The following is a 17,892-nucleotide window of genomic DNA, read 5'->3' as shown; positions in this document are numbered from 1 at the left end:
GAAACGTCACACTCAGCGGGTACACCGGTCAGTCGTAGCGGGCCTCGGTCCACCAGTGGCCGTTCTCGACGCACATGAGCCAGGCGCTGCCGTCGACGCCGACGACCTGGAAACGGGCGACCCGGCGCGCCGCATGCTCGTCCCACCACAGGTCGTCGATCGGCCAGGGTCCGGCCCAGGCCGCCACGGGCTGCCAGGCCTCGTCCGGACGGGGCCGGAACCGGGCGGGTTCTCCGGTCAGGCCGCCTCGCCCGGTGACCACGACGCTCTGCCCTTCGGCGCCCACGACCTGCGCCGGCGCCGGCTCGGGCAGGACGCGAGCCGGGGCGGGAGTGGCCGGGATCGATCCCGGCCACGGAGCCTCGGTGGCCCGGACCCCCACGGGACGGTCGCCCCAGGGCGCGGTCAACTGGCGCTCCCGCGGATCTCGCCCTCCCTGCACTCCCGCGGACCGCACGGCCTCGGGACCGACGAGGCTCTGCACCCGGGCCACTCCGCGCTCGACCTGCTCGTCGACCCCGCCCCCGAACAGGCTCTCGGCGTGCTCGCCCAGGGTGGCGACGGCTTCGGGGACGATGCGGACTTCGTCGACGGGGCGGGTGATCACGCCAGGTGCCTGCAGCTGCCACCGCACCCGGTCGACCAGATCGGCCGAGGAGAACCATCGTGGGTGCCTCCAGGAACGCTCGTGCGCGAGTGCACCGTCGGCATCGATCTCGATGCGCACGGCCGTGGCCACCTCGCCGCGCTCGGTCAGGGCCGCCACGAAGGACTCGGCTGTGGTGCGCAGACTGAACGCGATGGCCTCACTGCTGCTGAGCGGGGGCTCGAACACCGCGCGTCCGACGAGGTCGGGCGGCACCTCGCGCCGGGCGACGAGTCGGTGGTCCTCGCCGCGGGCGAGCCGGTGGGCCATCGCCCCGAGCGGGCCGAAGCGGGTGTGGACGTCGCGCGCCGGGAGCCGTGCGAAGTCGCCCAGGGTGCGCAATCCCAGCCGTCGCAGCAGATCGACCATGTCGGCATCGTCGAGGACGTCGAGCGGCAGATCGCGGACGAAGTCCGGTGAGCCACCGGCCGGGACGACGAACGCCTCTTGCACGGGCGCGCGACGGGCGGCCTGCTCGGCGGTGAAGAGGTCGTCGGCGATGCCGCACCGGACATCCCACAGACCGTGCTCGACGAGCTGCTCGGTGATGACCGCCGCGGCCTCGGTCTCACCGCCGTAGTAGCGCGCCGGGACCCCCAGCGCGCACAGTCCCGGACGCAACGGGGCCACCCCGGGGCTCAACGACTCGATGAGGGTGAGGACGGGCTCGAAGGCGCGGGCGTCGGCGTCAGCGTCGTGGTCGCGGAGCACGAGTTCGGGACAGCGGGCCTGGGCGTCACGGCGTCGCATCCCGCGCCGCACCCCCTCTTCCCGAGCCCGCGGTGAGCAGGCCAGGACGGTGCCATCGCGTTCCAGGACGGCCATGGGGGTATCGGGCGGCAGGTCAGGCAGCTGCGCCACGACCGGCCAGTCGGGGCACCAGAGCACCAGGATGCGCGCCATGGTCAGCCCACGCTCCGCAGCCGTGGTGACGACGGCTCGACGGCTCGGACCTGCTGATCGCCGTCGGGCAACCAGAAGCGACGCCGTGCCGCCGGCCGACCGACCTGCTGCACCTCGATCGTCGCCTGCCGCGACTGCAGATGCCCGCTCCCGCGCTCCACACCGTGCCACACGACATCGGTGAGCCGGACGTGAGCGCGTGCCCGGGGCCAGGCGCCGTCCCACGCGATGATGATGCTCTGGCGCTCGTACAGCCGGGCGGCCATGCGCTGCGCGTCGCGCGCGGAGATGTCCCGCCCGGCCACCACCACGACAGAGACCACGTCGACGAGCGCCGCGACGACGGCGAGCCAGTCCTCCCCCGGATCGGGAACGAGCACCGTGCGCTCGAGATCGACACCGAAAGACTGTGCGGCCTCCATGCCGAAGTCGCCGGCCCCGACCACCGCGCACCAGGCGCCGTCGTGCGAGGACGGGCCGGCCATGACGAGCATCGCGAGGGTGGCCGAGTCGACGGTGTAGGCGTGGCCGACCTGCAGGTCGAGCATGCCGGCCAGCGCGGGATGAACGGTCAGGGACGCGACCTGCGGGCGCCCCTCGAGCTGGCGCACCTTGGCACGCAGATCATCGATCAGAGCAGCACGGGACACCCTCCCAGTATCGAACACCTGTTCGAACAGGTCAATCCGGAGGAGTCCTTCTCGCGCGGCACTGGGAGCGGTGTGTGGTCAACCTGACGAGCACAGCGGCGGTGCTTCAGCAACGTCACCGAGCATCGGAAAGGTCGACCACGCACCGCCCCGTGATGGGGCGATGCGTGGTCTCCTGGTCAACTGTCAGCTTGCGAGCTCGATGGAGCCGCCGGGGATGGCGTCGAGCAGTTTGCGGGTGTACTCCTCGCGCGGGCGGTCGAAGACCTCGGTCACCGTCGCCTGCTCCACCACCTTGCCGTTCTGCATCACCAGAACGTCGTCGGCGATCTGCCGGACCACCGCGAGGTCGTGGGTGATGAACAGGTAGCTCAGACCCAGCTCAGCCTGCAGGTCGTTGAGCAGGGTGAGGATCTGTGCCTGCACGAGCACATCGAGCGCGGAGACCGCCTCGTCGAGGATGACCACCTCGGGGTCGAGCGCCAGGGCCCGGGCGATCGCCACGCGCTGACGCTGGCCACCGGACAGCTCGCTCGGGAACCGCCGCATCACCGCCGACGGCAGCGACACCTTGTCGAGCAGATCGCGGATCTTGGCCTCGCGCTCCTTGTCGCTGCCGATCTTGTGGGTGCGCAGCGGTTCCTCGATCGAGCGGTAGATCGAGTACATCGGATCGAGCGAGGCATACGGGTTCTGGAACACCGGCTGCACCCGACGCCGGAACGCCAGCTGCTGCTTCTTGTCGCGCAGCGTGGTGATGTCGATGCCGTCGAACTCCACCGAACCACTCGTCGGCTCCAGCAGATCCAGGACCATCCGGGCCACGGTCGACTTACCCGATCCGGACTCCCCCACGATCGCCGTCGTGGTGCCGCGCCGGAGCCGGAAGGACACGTCGTCGACGGCCGTGAAGTCGATCGAACGGCCCGGCGCGCCGCCGGGGAGCTTGAACACCTTGGTGAGGTTCTTGGCCTCGACCACGGCATCGGTGACCTCGCCGCCGAGCTCGCCCTCGGCCACGATCTCCGCCGCGATCTCCCCTGCGGTCTTGACCGAGCTCTCCCGCACCTCCGCACGCAACTGCGAGGTCAGGCGCTGGGACGCCAGCGAGGGCGCCGACGAGATGAGCCGCTGCGAGTACGGATGCTGCGGGTTCTTGAGAATCTGCAGGGCAGGTCCTGACTCCACGACCTGGCCCTTGTACATCACGACGAGGTGGTCGGCGCGCTCGGCGGCCAGCCCGAGGTCGTGGGTGATCAGCAGGACCGCAACGCCCAGGTCCGTCGTCAGCGTCTCCAGGTGGTCGAGGATCTGCTTCTGCACCGTGACGTCGAGCGCCGAGGTGGGCTCGTCGGCGATGAGCAGCTTCGGTCGCGCCGCGAGACCCATCGCGATCAGCGCACGCTGGCGCATGCCGCCGGAGTATTCGTGCGGGAACTGGCGGGCGCGGCTGGCCGCGTCGGGCAGGCCGGCTTCCTCCAGCAGTTCCACCACGCGCTTGTCGGCGGCTTTGCCTCGGGCCACCCCATTGGCCTCGAGGGACTCCTTGATCTGCTTCCCGACCCGCACGAGCGGATTGAGGTTCGACATCGGGTCCTGCGGCACGAGACCGATCTGGCTGCCTCGGATCGCCTCGCGCTCTCGGCGCTTGAGGTGGGTGATGTCGCGACCGTCGAACACGATCGAGCCGCCCGTGACATGGCCCGTTCCGGGGAGCAGGTCGATGATGGCGTGCGCGGTGGTCGATTTGCCCGATCCGGACTCGCCCACGATGGCGACGGTCTGGCCGGGATACACGGTCAGACCGGCTCCACGCACGGCGGGGATGTCCTGCTTGCCGGCGCGGAACGCGACCTGGAGGTCGGTGATCTGCAACAGGGGCTGGGTCATGACTTCTTGGCCTTCGGATCGAGGGCGTCGCGCACGGCGTCACCGAGCAGCATGAAGCTCAGGACGGTGATCGCGAGGGCACCGGCGGGGAAGAACAGGACGTGCAGGTTGTTGCCCGACCGCACCTGGCTCTGGGCCGCGGCGATGTCGTTGCCCCACGAGACCACGCTCGGCGGCAGCCCGATGCCGAGGAACGACAGCGTGGCTTCCGCGACGATGTACACACCGAGCGACACCGTCGCGGTGACGATGACCGGAGCCAGCGAGTTGGGGATGACGTGCCGCCACAGGTTGCTGCGCTTGGTCGCCCCGATGGCGCGTGCCGCGTCGATGAACTCGAGCGACTTGATCTCCAGCACCGCTCCGCGCGCGATACGGGTCATCTGCGGCCAGCCGAACACGGCCAAGACGAGGACGACCGCGAGCACGCCGCCCCAGTAGCCGCGGTTGGACCACACGTTGTTGAGCGTCGACAGCAGCACGATCGCGCCGAGGATCAGCGGAATCGCGAAGAAGATGTCAGCGACACGGGAGATGGCCGTGTCGACCCACTTGCCGTAGAACCCGGCGACCGCGCCGGTCAACAGCCCGACGACCGTCACGAACAACATCGTCAGGATGCCGACCGTGACCGAGGCCCGAGCGCCGTAGACGACCCGCGAGAACACGTCGTAGCCCTGGCGATCGAAGCCGAACCAGTGGTCGGCCGACGGGCCCTCGAGGCTGCGTGACAACTGCGCCTGTCGCGGATTGATGTCCGTGAAGAGTCCCGGGAAGAGGACCACGATGAAGATGATGACCAGCAGGACCGCCGAGACCCAGAAGATCCAGTTGCTCCGCAACTGCTTCCAGGCCTCCTTCCACTGGCCCTCCGGCGGTGCGCTGGTGTCGACGGTGCCCGTCTCCTCGAGCGGCGTCCCGTCGGTGGGCGCGACGTAGATGGTCTGCCCGGGCAAAGGAGTCATGTCAGGCATAGCGAATCCTCGGGTCCAATGCGGCGTACAGCAGATCGACGAGCAGGCTCATCACGACGTAGACGAGCACCATGATGGTGACCACCGAGACGACCGTCGGCCCTTCGCCACGCAACACCGCCTGGTACGCGAGGTTGCCGATGCCGGGGATGTTGAAGATGCCCTCCGTCACGATGGCGCCGGCCATCAGCGTGCCGAGGTCGGCGCCGAGGAAGGTGACGACGGGGATCAGCGAGTTGCGCAGCACGTGCTTGCGGTTGACCTCGGTCTCACTCAGCCCCTTGGCCCGGGCGGTACGCACGTGATCGGCACCGAGGTTCTCGACCACCGAGGTGCGCGTCAGGCGGAGCACGTAGGCGAAGGAGACCAATCCGAGCACGACGGCCGGCAAGATCAGGCGCTGGAACGAGGCGTCGCCGCCGACGGTCGCCGGCGCCCACTGCAACTGGACACCGAAGACGAGCTGGAGCATGAAGCCGAGTACGAAGATCGGGACGGCGATGACCAGCAGGGACACCACGAGCATCGTGGAGTCGAAGATCTTGCCGCGCCGCAAGCCGGCGTAGAACCCGGCGATGATGCCGAGCACGGCCTCGATCACGAGGGCCATGAGGGCGAGTTTGAGGGTGACCGGGAAGGCCCGGCCGATGAGATCGGCGACGGGCTGACCGGAGAATGAAAGGCCGAAGTCACCGGTCAGGGCGCCACCGAGGAAGAGCAGCCACTGAATGATGAACGGCTGGTCGAGGTTGTACTGCGCCTCGAGTTCAGCCTTGACGGACTCGGAGACCGGCTTCTCTCCGAACAGCGCCAAGATGGGGTCGCCCGGCTGCAGGAACACCATCGCGTAGATGAGCAACGTGGCGCCCAACACCACGGGAATCGCCTGCAGCAGGCGCTTTCCGACATACCACCACATGGGCAGGACCTCCTGATCGAGGGATCAATCTACTCCCCTGCGGTGGGTCGCACCGTCGGGCGGGGGGAGGGTGGGATCACACAGGGGTGGGGCGACACCCCTCGAGGTGTCGCCCCACCCGCCGTGGTGATTACTTGGTGACGCGCTGGAGCTCCGGCTTGTTCTGCCAGTTGAACTCCACGTTGTTGACACCCTCTGCCGCCGCGGCGGAGATGTTGGTGTTCCACAGCGGGATCGCCGGCAGATCCTCCATCAGGATCGCCTGCGCCTCGGCGAGCGCCTGGTAGCGCTCATCATCGTTCTGCGCGCTCGAGGCCTCGACGAGCTTGGCGTCGAACTCCGGGTTGCTGTAGTCGCCGTCGTTCGAGCCCGCGCCGGTTCCGAAGATCGGGCCGAGGTAGTTGTAGATCGACGGGTAGTCGGGCTGCCAACCGGTACGGAACGCCGTGCCGATCGTGCGGTTCGTGACCAGCTCACGCAGCTCGGCGAAGGTCGGGAACGCCTTGGGCTCCGCCTCGATCTCGAGGTTGGTGCGCCACTGGTTGACTACCGCCTCGACCCACTCCTTGTTGCCCGCGCCGTCGGCGTTGTACGACAGCTCGAACGTGCCCTCGAAGGGGCTGATCGCGTCGGCCTGGGCCCAGAGGTCCTTGGCGGCGTCGGCGTCGAACTCGAGAACCTCGTTGCCTTCGATGTCCTCGGTGTAACCCGGCATCAGCGGGGAGCTGAAGTCGGTCGAGGGGGTGCGCGAACCGTCGAAGATCTTGGAGGTGATCTCCTCACGGTCGATGGCCATCGAGAGGGCCTGACGGCGCAGCTTGCCCTCCTCGTCCTCCGCGAAGTGCGGGAGCGACGACGGGATGGTGATGGTGGCGTTGACCGAGCCGGGTTCGGAGAACGCCTGCACCGAGTCGTCGGTCTCGTAGGTGGTCAGCGCGCTCGGCGGCACCTGATCGAGGACGTCGAGGTTGCCCGACTGCACATCGGTGTAGGCCGCGTCCGGATCCTGGTAGAACTTGTAGGTGATGCCGTCGTTCTGAGGCTTGCGGTTGCCGTCGTAATCCTCGTTCGGCACGAGCACGGCCTGGACGTCGTGCTCCCAGGACTCGAGCGTGTAGGGGCCGTTGCTGACCGGCTTCTCGCCGAAGGCCTCCATGTCCTCGAACGCGACCTCCGGAAGCGGGAAGTACGCCGCGTAGCCCAGACGTCCGGGAAAGTCCGACTCGGGGTTCTTGAGCTTGATCGTGAAGGTCAGGTCGTCGACCACGTTGAGACCGGAGATCGTGTCGCCGCCGCCCTCGATCGTGCCGTCGCCCGTAGTGCCTTCGATCGGGTAGTAGAAGTACGCACCGAGCTGAGCGTTCTCGGGGTTGGCGCCGTAGTTCCACGCGTCCACGAAGGAGCTGGCCGTCACGGGGCTACCGTCGGAGAACGTCCACCCGTCCTTGAGCGTGACGGTCCAGGTGATGTTGTCCTCGGACTCGATCGACTCAGCGACCTCCATCTCGGTCTCGCCGTCGGTCGTGTACGACACGAGTCCGGCGAAGATGAGGTCGATGATGTTGCCGCCGCCCACCTCGTTGGTGTTGCTCGGCACGAGGGGGTTCTGGGGCTCGATGCTGTTCGACGTGATGACGTTGTCGGCGTTGTCGCCGCCACCGTCTCCACCACCGCAGGCAGCCAGGGTGAGGCTGCCGGCCGCGACCAGCGCGATGCCCGCCAGGCGTGTCCGCCGAGTGAGTCGCATGGGGTTTTCCTCCTGTACATGGGTACGCCAGATCAGGCGCATCCTCATTGCTATCACTCAGGACGGGTGCTCCGACAGAGGGCGGCGCTCACCTTAATCAAAGTGTTACCGAACCGATGAGCCATCGCGAACGACTCGCCCGGGCCATAGACAGCACGAAGGCCCCCGGGTTTCCCAGGGGCCTTCGTGAGCGAAGGGTCGGACGACGACGCTCCGCGGTGCTCAGGGACTCAGCCCTTGCGCTTCTTGATCTCCTCGGTCGCCTGCGGCAGGACCTGCTTGAGATCGCCCACGACGCCGAAGTCGACGAGCTCGAAGATCGGCGCCTCCTCGTCCTTGTTGACCGCGACGATCGTCTTGGACGTCTGCATGCCCGCCCGGTGCTGGATGGCGCCGGAGATGCCGTTGGCGATGTAGAGCTGCGGGGAGACGGTCTTGCCGGTCTGGCCCACCTGGAAGGTGTGCGGGTACCACCCCGAGTCGACCGCGGCGCGCGAGGCACCCACGGCCGCGCCGAGAGCGTCGGCGAGCGCCTCGACGTCGGAGAAGTCGCCGCCGGTTCCGCGGCCGCCGGAGACGACGATCGCGGCCTCGGTGAGCTCGGGACGACCCGAGGTCTCCTTCGGCTTGTTGGACGTGATCTTGGCCGTCTTGGAGGACTCCGCGACCTCGGCCGACACGGCCTCGACCGCGCCGGCGCCCGCGGCCTGCTCAGGTGCGGCGGAGTTCGGCTTGACCGCGATGATCGGCGTGCCCTTGGTGACCTGCGCGGCGACGGTGAAGTTGCCGGCGAACACCGACTGGGTCGTCGTGATCGTGCCGCCGTCGACGGTCACGTCCACGGCGTCGGTGATCAGGCCGGACTCGGTGCGCAGCGCGACCCGTGCGGCGACCTCCTTGCCCTCGGTGGTGGAGGGAACGAGGACGGCGGCCGGGTTCTTGTCCTTGACCAGCTGCGTCACGCCGTCCGCCTTCGGGGCGACGAGGAACTCGCTGTACGCGGCGTCGTCGAAGGTGTAGATCTTCTCCGCACCGTACTCGGACAGCACGCCCGTGTCGGCGTCGCCGAACACGACGGCCGAGGGCTCGCCGATGCGACGTGCGATGGTGAGGAGCTCCAGCGAAGGCTTGGTGACCTTGCCTTCGAGGGCATCGATGAGAACGAGGACTTCACTCATGATTCAGGCTCCTACTCACACGAACTTCTTGGAGGCGAGGAACTCGACGAGCTTGGTGCCGCCGTCTCCCTCGTCGGTGACGATCTCGCCGGCCGTGCGCGGCGGGCGCGGGGTGTAGGACTCGACCTTGGTCCAGGCGTTGTCCAGGCCGACCTCGCTCGCGTCGATGCCCAGATCGGCGAGCGTCCACTCCTCGACCGGCTTCTTCTTGGCGGCCATGATGCCCTTGAACGACGGGTAGCGAGCCTCGCCGGTCTGGTCGGTGACGCTCACGACGACCTTGCCGCTGGCCTCGATCTCCTGGGTGGCGGCGTCGCTGTCGCGGCGGATCGTGACGGTGTCGCCGTCGACGCTGACCTCGGACGCGTACGTCACGGCCGGCAGACCCAGCCGCTCGGCCACGAGCGTGGGAACAACGCCCATCGACCCGTCGGTGGAGGCCATGCCGAAGAACACCATGTCGTACTCGAGCTTCTCGATCGCCTTGGCGAGCACGAGCGACGTCGCGAAGGCATCCGAACCCGCGATCGCGTCGTCCTCGACGTGAACACCGGAGTCGGCACCCATCTGCAGCGCCTTGCGTACGGCATCGGCGGCATCGGCGGGACCGACCGTGAGCACGGTGACCTCACCCTCGCCGGCCTCGACGACCTGCAAAGCCTGTTCGACGGCGTACTCGTCGAGCTCGGACAGCAGTCCGTCGACGTTCTCGCGGTCGACGGTGTTATCGGCTTCGAACGTGCGGTCGGCCGTGGCGTCCGGCACGTACTTCACAGCGACAACGATCTTGGTCACGAGGACCCTCCTGTGAAATCGGGGCGTGAGCCCGGCTGGGACCCACGGCAGTCTGACGACTGGTCGGATCAACCTTGCCATGTGAAGAATTCACAGGGTGAGGCGACCCTTTCTTAACGAGCGATGTTACCCACAGGTTAACTACGCCACCGCTCAGCGCGCAGTGTCCTGGGTCACACCCGCCGCCGCCGTCCGGTGATCTGCCGGGAGAACGCCTGGAGTGCGAACCCGATGATGAGGTAGGCGATCGCCGCGACGATCCACGTGACGAGCGTGTCGAGGGGGGAAAGCTCCGCTCCCGTGCCGAGCGCCAATGTCCGACACAGCGGCTCGATCGCCTCGAAGATCCGCACCGGCCGCTCCCCCAACGCCAGCGTGAGCGCTCCGAGCGCGAGAAGGATGGAGGCCAGGCTTCCCAGCGCGACCGCGAGCGAACCGAGGAGCCGTACGATTCGCACCAGCAGTGAGCGACGGGGGCTGGGCGGCGCCGGGACGGCCCGCTCGTCGCGTGGCTGGGTCGCGAACTCCCGCGGCGCGGCGGGCAACCCGACCGTCATGCTCGACGCATCGGCGTCGTCGCGATCACTCTCGCCCGGCGGCTCGTCGGCTCGTTCGACGACCGGGTCCGGTTCGGTCGCGTCAGGTCCCGCGGGCTCCGCGCCGTGGGCAGGTGACTCGTCCCGGAGAACGACCGTAGGCTCCACCGGCTGCTGCTCCTGCTCCGGCTCCTCGATCGGCTCGACGACGACGGTCTCCTCGACCCGCCGCCGCTCGTCCTCTTCGGCACGGCGCTCGGCCGCCTCCCGCTCCGCGGCTTCCGCGGCGAGCCGTTCGGCCTCCTCGGCCCGACGCTGCTCGGCCTCCTCTTCGGCACGGCGCTCGGCCGCCTCCCGCTCCGCGGCATCCGCGGCGAGCCGTTCGGCCTCGAGCTGTGCGCGCGCCTCGGCCTGAGCCCGTTCCAGGCGCTCCGCCGCGGCACGCTGCGCCTCGTGCAGCGCGTCTCGCTCAGTGCGCCGCTCGGTCCGCTCCTGGTAGCGCCGCAGCGCTTCGTCCCGGCGGCGTCGACGAGCCTCGGCGCGCAGTTGGCGCGCCCGCGCCTTGTCGTCGGGGGCGTCCATGGGTCAGCGCCCGCTGAAGGTGGCCTTGCCCGGGCCGTTCTCGATGAAGGACGCCATACCGGCCTTCTGGTCGTCGGTCGCGAACAGCCCGGTGAATCCGGCCCGCTCGATCTCGAGTCCCGTCTGCAGATCGGTCTCGAGCCCGCGATCGACCACGTCCTTGGCGACGCGCAGTGCGAGCGCGGGACCGCCGACGAACTGCCGCGCCCAGGAGAGCGCCTCGTCGTAGACACGGTCGGCCGGATGAACGGCGTCGACGAGTCCGATGCGCAGGGCCTCGTCGGCGTCGACGAAGCGCCCCGTGTAGATGAGCTCCTTGGCCTTCGCCGGTCCGACGAGACGGGCCAGGCGCTGAGTGCCGCCGGCACCGGGGATGATCCCGAGGAGGATCTCGGGCTGACCCAGCTTGGCGTTGTCGGCACAGAACCGCACGTCGGTCGCGAGCGCGACCTCGCACCCGCCGCCGAGAGCGAAGCCGGTGATGGCGGACACCGTGGGCTTGCCGATGGCCGCGAGAGCACGGGTGAACTCCTGAAGCAGGTGGCCGTGCGCGAGCATCGCGCGGTAGCCCATCGCCGCCATCTCCTTGATGTCCGCGCCGGCGGCGAAGACCCGTTCCCCGCCGTAGACCACGACGGCGGCGACGTCCTCGCGCCGGTCTGCCTCCCGGGCGGCCTCGACGATCTCCTCCTGCATCTGGGCGTCGAGGGCGTTCATCTTGGGACGGTCCAGGCGAAGCGTTCCGACACCGTCGGCGACCTCGAGCCGTGCGTACTCTCCCACTACCGCGTCCTTTCCTCTCGGCGCTTCCCGCCGTCTACCTTCTGCATCGTGCCATGTCCCGCGCGTGGAGTTGACAGAGACGTGACCCACGTCGCAAACTCACATGAAGCCACACAAACACACACATATCCACGAACGTGGCTTGGGAAAGAAGACGTCATGACCGACCTCATCGTCTCGGACCTCGTCGCCCTCGATGTCGACCTGGGCGCCGACCCCCGCTCCGTCATCACGGCGCTCGCCCAGCGGGTCGAGGACGCCGGACGCGCGGACGCCGTCGGCCTCGCGGCCGACGCGCTCAAGCGCGAGGGCCAGTCCGCGACCGGACTACCTGGTGGCATCGCCATCCCCCACTGCCGTTCGGCCGCCGTGCGGGAGGCGTCGCTCGCGTTCGCCCGGTTGAGCGCTCCTGCACCCTTCGGCGCGCCGGACGGGCCGGCAGAGCTCGTCTTCCTCATCGCGGCCCCCGCCGAGGGCGACGCCGATCACCTCGCCCTGCTGTCGGCGCTCGCTCGCGCACTCGTGCGTTCGGACTTCACGGCGGCCCTGCGCTCGGCGACCACGCCCGAGGAGATCGTCGCGCTCGTCGACGAGGCAGTCGCCCCCGCGTTGCCCACTCCTTCGGCGGCCGACGAGTCCGCGGACGAGCCGACGTCGGACGCGGTCGAGACCGAGGAGGCCTCGGAGCCGGTCTCGCTAGTCGCCGTCACGTCCTGCCCCACGGGCATCGCCCACACCTACATGGCAGCGGAGGCGCTCGAGCGGGCGGCGCGCGAGGCAGGGGTGGAGTTGCACGTCGAGCCGCAAGGCTCCTCCGGCAGCAAGCGGCTCGATCCGGAGACCGTCGAGCGCGCCGGCGCGGTCATCTTCGCCACCGACGTGGGAGTCAAGGACAAGCAGCGTTTCGTCGGCAAGCCCGTCGTCGAGAGCGGAGTGAAGCGCGGAATCGACGACGCCGACGGTCTGGTGCGCGAGGCGCTGGCCGCTGCCGCTGACCCCGACGCCCGCACCGTCAGCCCGGTCCGCGGGGGCACCTCGTCCGCCGGTGCCGGCAGCGACGAGCACGCTTCGTTCGGTTTCAAATTGCGGCAGTGGCTCCTGACCGGCGTCAGCTACATGATCCCGTTCGTCGCCGCCGGCGGCCTGCTGATCGCCCTCGGCTTCCTGCTCGCCGGTTACGAGGTCGCCGGCGACGCGGCGTCGACGATCCTTCAGGACAACTCGCTGACCAATCTGCCCGAACCCTTCGAGCACACGCTGTTCGGCAGCCCGCTGCTGGCCTACCTCGGTGCGCTGCTGTTCCTGCTCGGGTCCTGGGCGTTCAGCTTCCTCGTCCCGGCGCTGTCGGGTTACATCGCCTACGCGATGGCCGACCGTCCCGGAATCGCGCCCGGATTCGTCGTCGGGTTCCTCGCGAACCAGATCGGCGCGGGCTTCCTCGGCGGTATCGCCGGCGGTCTGCTGGCCGGCATGGTGGCCGGCTGGTTCACCCGGCGCGAGGCACCGCGCTGGCTCGCCGGGCTCATGCCGGTCGTGATCATCCCCCTCGTGACCACCCTGGTGGTCGGCCTGCTCATGCTGCTGCTCATCGGTCGGCCCATCGCCGACGCCAGCTCCGCACTCACCGACTGGCTGAACGGCCTCAGCGGTGGCTCGGCGCTGGTGCTCGGCGCGATCCTCGGCCTCATGATGGCCTTCGACCTCGGTGGTCCCGTCAACAAGGCGGCGTACGTCTTCGCGACGACGGGCCTCACCGCCGACGCCATCGCCTCCGGCGACGCCACCCAGCTCAAGATCATGGCCGCCGTGATGATCGCGGGCATGACGCCGCCCCTCGCGCTGGCCCTGTCGACGGCGCTGCGTCCCCGCCTCTACACCGAGGAGGAGCGCGAGAACGGCAAGGCCGCCTGGCTACTCGGCGCGGCGTTCATCTCCGAAGGGGCGATCCCCTTCGCCGCCGCCGACCCGCTGCGGGTGATCCCCTCGATGATGCTCGGTTCGGCGGTCGCCGGTGCCATGGCCATGGGCACCGGAGTCACCCTCGCCGCTCCGCACGGCGGCGTCTTCGTGTTCTTCGCCGTCGACCAGGTCCTGTGGTTCTTCGTCTCGATCGTCGCCGGTACCGTCGTCAGTGCGATCGCCGTGACGGCGGCCAAGCAGTTCGGCCGCCGCGAGCCGGCCGCGTCGTCCGGGGCCACCGCGCCCGTCAACGCCTGAGAGGACCGTCATGCCCAGTAAGACCGTGACCGTCGGTTCGTCCGTCGGTCTGCACGCCCGCCCCGCCTCCACCATCGCGCAGGCGGCAAGCGAGGCCGGCGTTCCCGTGACGCTCGCCACCGCCGGCGGACAGCCCGTCGACGCCGGTTCGGCGCTGCTCATCATGACGCTCGGCGCGAAGAAGGGCGACGAGGTCACCGTCGAGAGCGACGACGCGAGCGTCATGGAGAAGATCGCCGAACTCGTCGAGTCCGACCTCGACGCCTAGGCTGCGCCAACGCGTTGAGTGTGACGTTTGGCCGGTGATATCGCCCGTTCTCCCTGCCGAACGTCACACTCAACGGGTTTCGCGGCTCCGGCGGTAGCGGCCGGACACGATGCCGGTCAGCCATTCCACCGGTCCGCGGCCCACCCAGTGCGCCCAGGCCCAGCCGGCCACCGCGACGCCGAGGACGATGAGCCACCACCCGGACCAGTCGTTCTCGAGCACCGGTCGCAATTCATCGCGGTTCAGCCATGCGATGATGGCGATCTGCAGCACGTACAGCGACAGCGCGACCGTGCCGAGCTCGCGCAGCGGACGAAGGACCGGTTCCGCAGGGCGCCACGCCACCAGCAGACCGCACACCCCCAACGCGAGCGTCACGAGTGCCGCGTCGTGCACCGCATCGGGCAGCGACCCGGATTCCACCACGTCGCCGAGCGCCGCACGCCACCACGTCGCGACGAGTTCGAGCCCGCCCCCGACGCAGACGGCCGCCAGCGACCAGCTCGGGTCCGGACGGCGGGCCGTCCCGCTCCAGGCCAGCAGCGCTCCCGCAAGGAAGAACGGCAGCAGTGACGTCACCCGGTAGTGGGGATCGGCGATGAACCATCGGACGAGGAGTTCCCCGGGATTCGGAGAGTTGGCGATGTCGGCGTGGTATCCGCCGGGCCAGTCGATCGCCCGCTGCACAGCATCGTTGACGACCGGGGCGGCGACGAAGACCACGACCGCGATCGCCGCCACGGCGCGGCCTCCCAGCAGCAAAACCGGCGTACCGACGACGAGAAGGCAACCGAGGATCGCGAGCACGATCGCCACCCAGCTCCCCCACGTCTCGAGCCAGACTCCGAGGCCGATGAGCACGCCGCCGCGCAGGACGTTGTGCCACACGACTCGCCACGCCGGCTCGCTGTTCGACCGAAGCATGATGGCGGCGGACATCCCCATGACGAGACCGAACAGCGGCGACGCGACGTCGTTGAGTCGGGCGAAGATCTCGCTCACGAACTCGGGCCGCTCAGGAATCAACACCTGGGCGTGAGCGATGAGCATCGCCACGATCGCGAAGCCCCGGGCGAGGTCGGGCAACGCCCAGCGGGCGGTCGCCGAGGCGACGCGAGGGGCGTCCGGGACGGGCATGGGCTGATTCCATCACACGATCACGGCGCCGGGCAGCCCCGTCGGCACCAGGTAGCCTCGGGACCGTGACTGAGGCACTGAGCGACGGTGAGCTGACCCTGCAGCCGACGTCGGGCTCGTCGGAGTTCATCGGCTTCGCGGTCCTCGTCGACGACGAACGCATCGGCACCGTCGCACTGCGGCCCGAGGGCAAGCACGTGGGAACGCTGCGGTGGAACTTCGGTCACCGCGCCGAACCGCTCCTCGCCAGTCGCGCCCTTCGGCTCGGCATCCATCACGCCTTCAGCGAGCTGGGATGGCACCGCGTATGGGCGCAGGTCGACGCTGATTCCCCCGCTGACCTGCGCGCCGCCTCGATCGCCGGGCTGCGACGGGAGGGCATCGCGCGCCAGGCCGACGGGCAGGACACCGTCACCGTCGCGCGGCTGGTCAATGACCCCCCGATCGCGACCCGCGACGGTTTCATCGCGATCCTCAACGCTGGGTTGCCGCGCAAACGGGTGATCGGCCAGGGCCTCCTGCGCGACGAACGCGGGCGCTATCTCCTGTGCGAACTGACCTACAAGCGCGAGTGGGACCTGCCCGGCGGCGTCGTCGAGGTCGGCGAATCGCCCGCGACCGGGTTGGTGCGCGAGCTCCACGAAGAGCTCGGCATCGCCGTCGAGGTCCAACAGCTCGTCACGATGAACTGGCTTCCGCCGTGGCGAGGATGGGACGACGCCTGCCTGTTCGTCTTCGATCTCGGCACGGTCTCCAGCGAGGCGGTTCAGGCCATGGCACTGCAGCGCAGCGAGATCAAGGCGGTGCACTGGTGCGATCTCGACACCGTCCGAGAGCGGGCGACGGGCGCGACGGCCGAGTTGCTCGAAGCGGTCGAGACCGGAACCCTGCCGGCGTACCGCGAGGCGCCGCTGCAACCGGAATGATCCGGCTCACTGACCTGCCGAACCGACGACTCCCCCGAACGTGCCCAAGGTGGCCGCCGACTCGTTCGAGCCGGCCGGGGGGACCCGGACCAGCACCTGGTGGTAGTAGCGCAGCGACCCGCGCCCCACGACACCATCGGGCCAGAACGCGCGCTGCGGTGAGTCTTCGGGCCAGGTGACGCGAAGCCCCGCCTCGACGTCGAACGTGTCCTGCCGCAGGAGGGTGCCGAACACCAAGGCACCACCGTCGGCGGTGCGCAAGGCGTACACCTGCTCGTCGGCGGCCCAGCTCTGCGCGAAGTTGCTGCCCTCGAGTTCGGCGTTCTTGGTGGCCGTCTCCCGCATCTGAACGACGAAGGGATCCTCGGCCCACGCGGCCGACTCCTCCGCTTCCGGCTCATCGAGCGCCGCGGCCAGCGCCTGCAACGCGGTGAGCGGCGCGGCCGCCATGCCCGCGCCGTCATCGACCCCCACCCGTCGTGTCGCGTCACCGACGCGGCGCATCTCGGGAAGCGGCGTGTCACCGGCGAGTTCGGGGTTCGCGGTCAACAGCCAGGGGTCGGCCGCGGTCGTCCGCTCGTACACCTGGAGCTGACGGCGCCCGGTCTCCTCGTCGCGAACGAGCGCCGCGAACCAGAGCGGATACCTGCTGAACCGAGGCAACATCGTGGTCTCGACGGTGAACGGACCGTCGAGCGCGAACTCCTCGCGCTCGAGCAGTTCGGCCACCTCGAACGTCCCGGTGTCGACCGCCAGCACGGGACCGGCCTCCACCGTGGACAGCGGCTTGGCGTCGAGGGCGTCGACCGCGGCGCTCCGCACCTCGCGGTACTTCGCGACCACGTCCTCGACCTCGACGGGGGCGACGGCGATCTTCGCCGGACGGAGGTCCTCGGCGGCGCGCTCACGCGGGATCGCGCACGCGGTCAACGCCAACGCGGTCACGAGCACCCCGGCCACCATCGTGGCGCGCCTCATCGCGGTGGCTCCTGCTCGACCGGCGTGTCCTCCACGACGGTCTCTTCGACCACCTCGTAACTCCCCAGCTCGTCCAACTCGTCCGCCGAGATCTCGCGCTCGGTGCCGTCCTCGTCCACCACGACGTAGACGACGTCCTCGACGACATCCTCCTCGTCCTCACTGCGCACGAGCAGCAGCTGCACGAGCGCGACGATCGCGGCGCCGGCCGCGATGAGCCCGAGCGACCGGGCGAAACCGCCGTGGAGGCCGTACGCGACGCTCACCTCGAGACCGCGCAAGTTCGCCTCACCGACCGCGACGATGGCCACCGAGACGGTCTCGTCGGGGAGCCGCGTGTCGATGGCCGCGCCGCCGAGGCCGCCCTGTCCGTCGAGCCACCAGTCGAGCGCCGTGGGCGCGGCCGGTGCTGCGGGATTGCCGTCGATCAGCTCCATCTGAGGCGACCAAGGGGTGCGGAAACCGGTGACCTCGAGCCGGCGCGTCGAGTCGAGATAGCTCATGACGTCGACGCTGTTGCCGAGTCCGACGAAGACCGGCTTGTTGGCCGGAACCTCGGCCAGCACCTCGACCTGCAGATTCTCCCAGGTCAGGACTCCGGGCTGCGTCACTACCGCGGACACGTCGGTGTCGATCGCGTGCGGCCCGGTGACGAAGCGACTGTCCGGTCCGAGGACGACAGCACCGGCGACGCCCGTCAGGAACGCCACGCCCGCGAGCGCCTGGAGCACTCGCCACCACCCGACCCGCACGATTCCCTCCC

The 17,892-nt window shown here is 69.3% G+C and carries 16 protein-coding genes; 3 read left to right on the top strand and 13 right to left on the bottom strand.

What is annotated here, in order from left to right; all coding sequences use genetic code 11:
- Positions 1-28: 28 nt before the first annotated feature.
- The 10 genes from D9V41_RS03550 to D9V41_RS03505 form a co-directional block, all read right to left on the bottom strand.
- Positions 29-1,549, bottom strand: a complete 1,521-nt coding sequence (locus D9V41_RS03550) for a DNA polymerase Y family protein (RefSeq protein ID WP_121793159.1) — start codon at positions 1,547-1,549, stop codon at positions 29-31.
- 2 nt (positions 1,550-1,551) lie between these two features.
- Entirely contained in the window at positions 1,552-2,199 is a 648-nt protein-coding gene (locus tag D9V41_RS03545) for a hypothetical protein (RefSeq protein ID WP_121793158.1), read from the bottom strand.
- Between the two features lie 186 nt (positions 2,200-2,385).
- Positions 2,386-4,089: a dipeptide ABC transporter ATP-binding protein gene (locus tag D9V41_RS03540; protein ID WP_121793157.1), complete on the bottom strand. Its 1,704-nt coding sequence runs from the start codon at positions 4,087-4,089 to the stop codon at positions 2,386-2,388.
- Positions 4,086-5,063: an ABC transporter permease gene (locus D9V41_RS03535; protein ID WP_121793156.1), complete on the bottom strand. Its 978-nt coding sequence runs from the start codon at positions 5,061-5,063 to the stop codon at positions 4,086-4,088. The genes D9V41_RS03540 and D9V41_RS03535 overlap by 4 nt, the downstream gene beginning before the upstream one ends.
- Positions 5,056-5,982: an ABC transporter permease gene (locus tag D9V41_RS03530; protein ID WP_121793155.1), complete on the bottom strand. Its 927-nt coding sequence runs from the start codon at positions 5,980-5,982 to the stop codon at positions 5,056-5,058. Before D9V41_RS03530 ends, D9V41_RS03535 begins: the two co-directional genes overlap by 8 nt.
- A gap of 130 nt (positions 5,983-6,112) precedes the next feature.
- Positions 6,113-7,729 carry a peptide ABC transporter substrate-binding protein gene (locus D9V41_RS03525; RefSeq protein WP_121793154.1) on the bottom strand — a complete coding sequence of 539 codons (1,617 nt, stop codon included), beginning with the start codon at positions 7,727-7,729 and terminating at the stop codon, positions 6,113-6,115.
- A gap of 230 nt (positions 7,730-7,959) precedes the next feature.
- Positions 7,960-8,907 (bottom strand): electron transfer flavoprotein subunit alpha/FixB family protein, encoded by a 948-nt coding sequence (locus tag D9V41_RS03520; RefSeq protein WP_121793153.1) that lies wholly within the window; start codon positions 8,905-8,907, stop codon positions 7,960-7,962.
- A gap of 15 nt (positions 8,908-8,922) precedes the next feature.
- Complete coding sequence (locus D9V41_RS03515; protein WP_166375903.1) at positions 8,923-9,702, bottom strand: electron transfer flavoprotein subunit beta/FixA family protein; 780 nt, start codon at positions 9,700-9,702, stop codon at positions 8,923-8,925.
- A gap of 173 nt (positions 9,703-9,875) precedes the next feature.
- Positions 9,876-10,820, bottom strand: a complete 945-nt coding sequence (locus D9V41_RS03510) for a hypothetical protein (protein ID WP_121793152.1) — start codon at positions 10,818-10,820, stop codon at positions 9,876-9,878.
- Between the two features lie 3 nt (positions 10,821-10,823).
- Positions 10,824-11,603: an enoyl-CoA hydratase/isomerase family protein gene (locus D9V41_RS03505; protein ID WP_121793151.1), complete on the bottom strand. Its 780-nt coding sequence runs from the start codon at positions 11,601-11,603 to the stop codon at positions 10,824-10,826.
- Between the two features lie 159 nt (positions 11,604-11,762).
- Here D9V41_RS03505 and D9V41_RS03500 point away from each other — a divergent pair, with 159 nt between their 5' ends.
- Together D9V41_RS03500 and D9V41_RS03495 are read left to right on the top strand one after the other, a co-directional pair.
- Positions 11,763-13,820, top strand: coding sequence for a PTS fructose transporter subunit IIABC (locus D9V41_RS03500; protein ID WP_121793150.1), 2,058 nt, complete (start codon positions 11,763-11,765; stop codon positions 13,818-13,820).
- Positions 13,821-13,830: 10 nt separating this feature from the next.
- Complete coding sequence (locus tag D9V41_RS03495; RefSeq protein WP_121793149.1) at positions 13,831-14,088, top strand: HPr family phosphocarrier protein; 258 nt, start codon at positions 13,831-13,833, stop codon at positions 14,086-14,088.
- Between the two features lie 69 nt (positions 14,089-14,157).
- Here D9V41_RS03495 and D9V41_RS03490 read toward each other — a convergent pair whose 3' ends face one another.
- Positions 14,158-15,225: a DUF418 domain-containing protein gene (locus tag D9V41_RS03490; RefSeq protein ID WP_121793148.1), complete on the bottom strand. Its 1,068-nt coding sequence runs from the start codon at positions 15,223-15,225 to the stop codon at positions 14,158-14,160.
- Positions 15,226-15,290: 65 nt separating this feature from the next.
- Between D9V41_RS03490 and D9V41_RS18285 the strand changes: the two genes are divergently transcribed.
- Positions 15,291-16,151, top strand: coding sequence for an NUDIX hydrolase (locus D9V41_RS18285; protein ID WP_208006721.1), 861 nt, complete (start codon positions 15,291-15,293; stop codon positions 16,149-16,151).
- Positions 16,152-16,157: 6 nt separating this feature from the next.
- On the opposite strand, the gene D9V41_RS03480 is transcribed toward D9V41_RS18285, so the two are convergent.
- Positions 16,158-17,129 (bottom strand): DUF8094 domain-containing protein, encoded by a 972-nt coding sequence (locus tag D9V41_RS03480; protein WP_133434102.1) that lies wholly within the window; start codon positions 17,127-17,129, stop codon positions 16,158-16,160.
- Positions 17,126-17,881: a hypothetical protein gene (locus D9V41_RS03475; RefSeq protein WP_133434100.1), complete on the bottom strand. Its 756-nt coding sequence runs from the start codon at positions 17,879-17,881 to the stop codon at positions 17,126-17,128. Before D9V41_RS03475 ends, D9V41_RS03480 begins: the two co-directional genes overlap by 4 nt.
- Positions 17,882-17,892 lie beyond the last annotated feature (11 nt).

This window comes from Aeromicrobium phragmitis, assembly GCF_003674095.1.
GTDB lineage: Bacteria > Actinomycetota > Actinomycetes > Propionibacteriales > Nocardioidaceae > Aeromicrobium > Aeromicrobium phragmitis.
The sequence above is the reverse complement of the archived record's forward strand: the minus strand, read 5'-3'. Positions and strand labels throughout refer to the sequence as shown.

What these genes read in the sequence shown, in the direction of transcription:
- D9V41_RS03535 (WP_121793156.1), bottom strand. Translation starts at nt 5,063, where the DNA reads ATGCCTGACATGACTCCTTTGCCCGGGCAGACCATCTACGTCGCGCCC.
- D9V41_RS03540 (WP_121793157.1), bottom strand. Translation starts at nt 4,089, where the DNA reads ATGACCCAGCCCCTGTTGCAGATCACCGACCTCCAGGTCGCGTTCCGC.
- D9V41_RS03530 (WP_121793155.1), bottom strand. Translation starts at nt 5,982, where the DNA reads ATGTGGTGGTATGTCGGAAAGCGCCTGCTGCAGGCGATTCCCGTGGTG.
- D9V41_RS03510 (WP_121793152.1), bottom strand. Translation starts at nt 10,820, where the DNA reads ATGGACGCCCCCGACGACAAGGCGCGGGCGCGCCAACTGCGCGCCGAG.
- D9V41_RS03525 (WP_121793154.1), bottom strand. Translation starts at nt 7,729, where the DNA reads ATGCGACTCACTCGGCGGACACGCCTGGCGGGCATCGCGCTGGTCGCG.
- D9V41_RS03550 (WP_121793159.1), bottom strand. Translation starts at nt 1,549, where the DNA reads ATGGCGCGCATCCTGGTGCTCTGGTGCCCCGACTGGCCGGTCGTGGCG.
- D9V41_RS03490 (WP_121793148.1), bottom strand. Translation starts at nt 15,225, where the DNA reads ATGCCCGTCCCGGACGCCCCTCGCGTCGCCTCGGCGACCGCCCGCTGG.
- D9V41_RS03500 (WP_121793150.1), top strand. Translation starts at nt 11,763, where the DNA reads ATGACCGACCTCATCGTCTCGGACCTCGTCGCCCTCGATGTCGACCTG.
- D9V41_RS03495 (WP_121793149.1), top strand. Translation starts at nt 13,831, where the DNA reads ATGCCCAGTAAGACCGTGACCGTCGGTTCGTCCGTCGGTCTGCACGCC.
- D9V41_RS03480 (WP_133434102.1), bottom strand. Translation starts at nt 17,129, where the DNA reads ATGAGGCGCGCCACGATGGTGGCCGGGGTGCTCGTGACCGCGTTGGCG.
- D9V41_RS03520 (WP_121793153.1), bottom strand. Translation starts at nt 8,907, where the DNA reads ATGAGTGAAGTCCTCGTTCTCATCGATGCCCTCGAAGGCAAGGTCACC.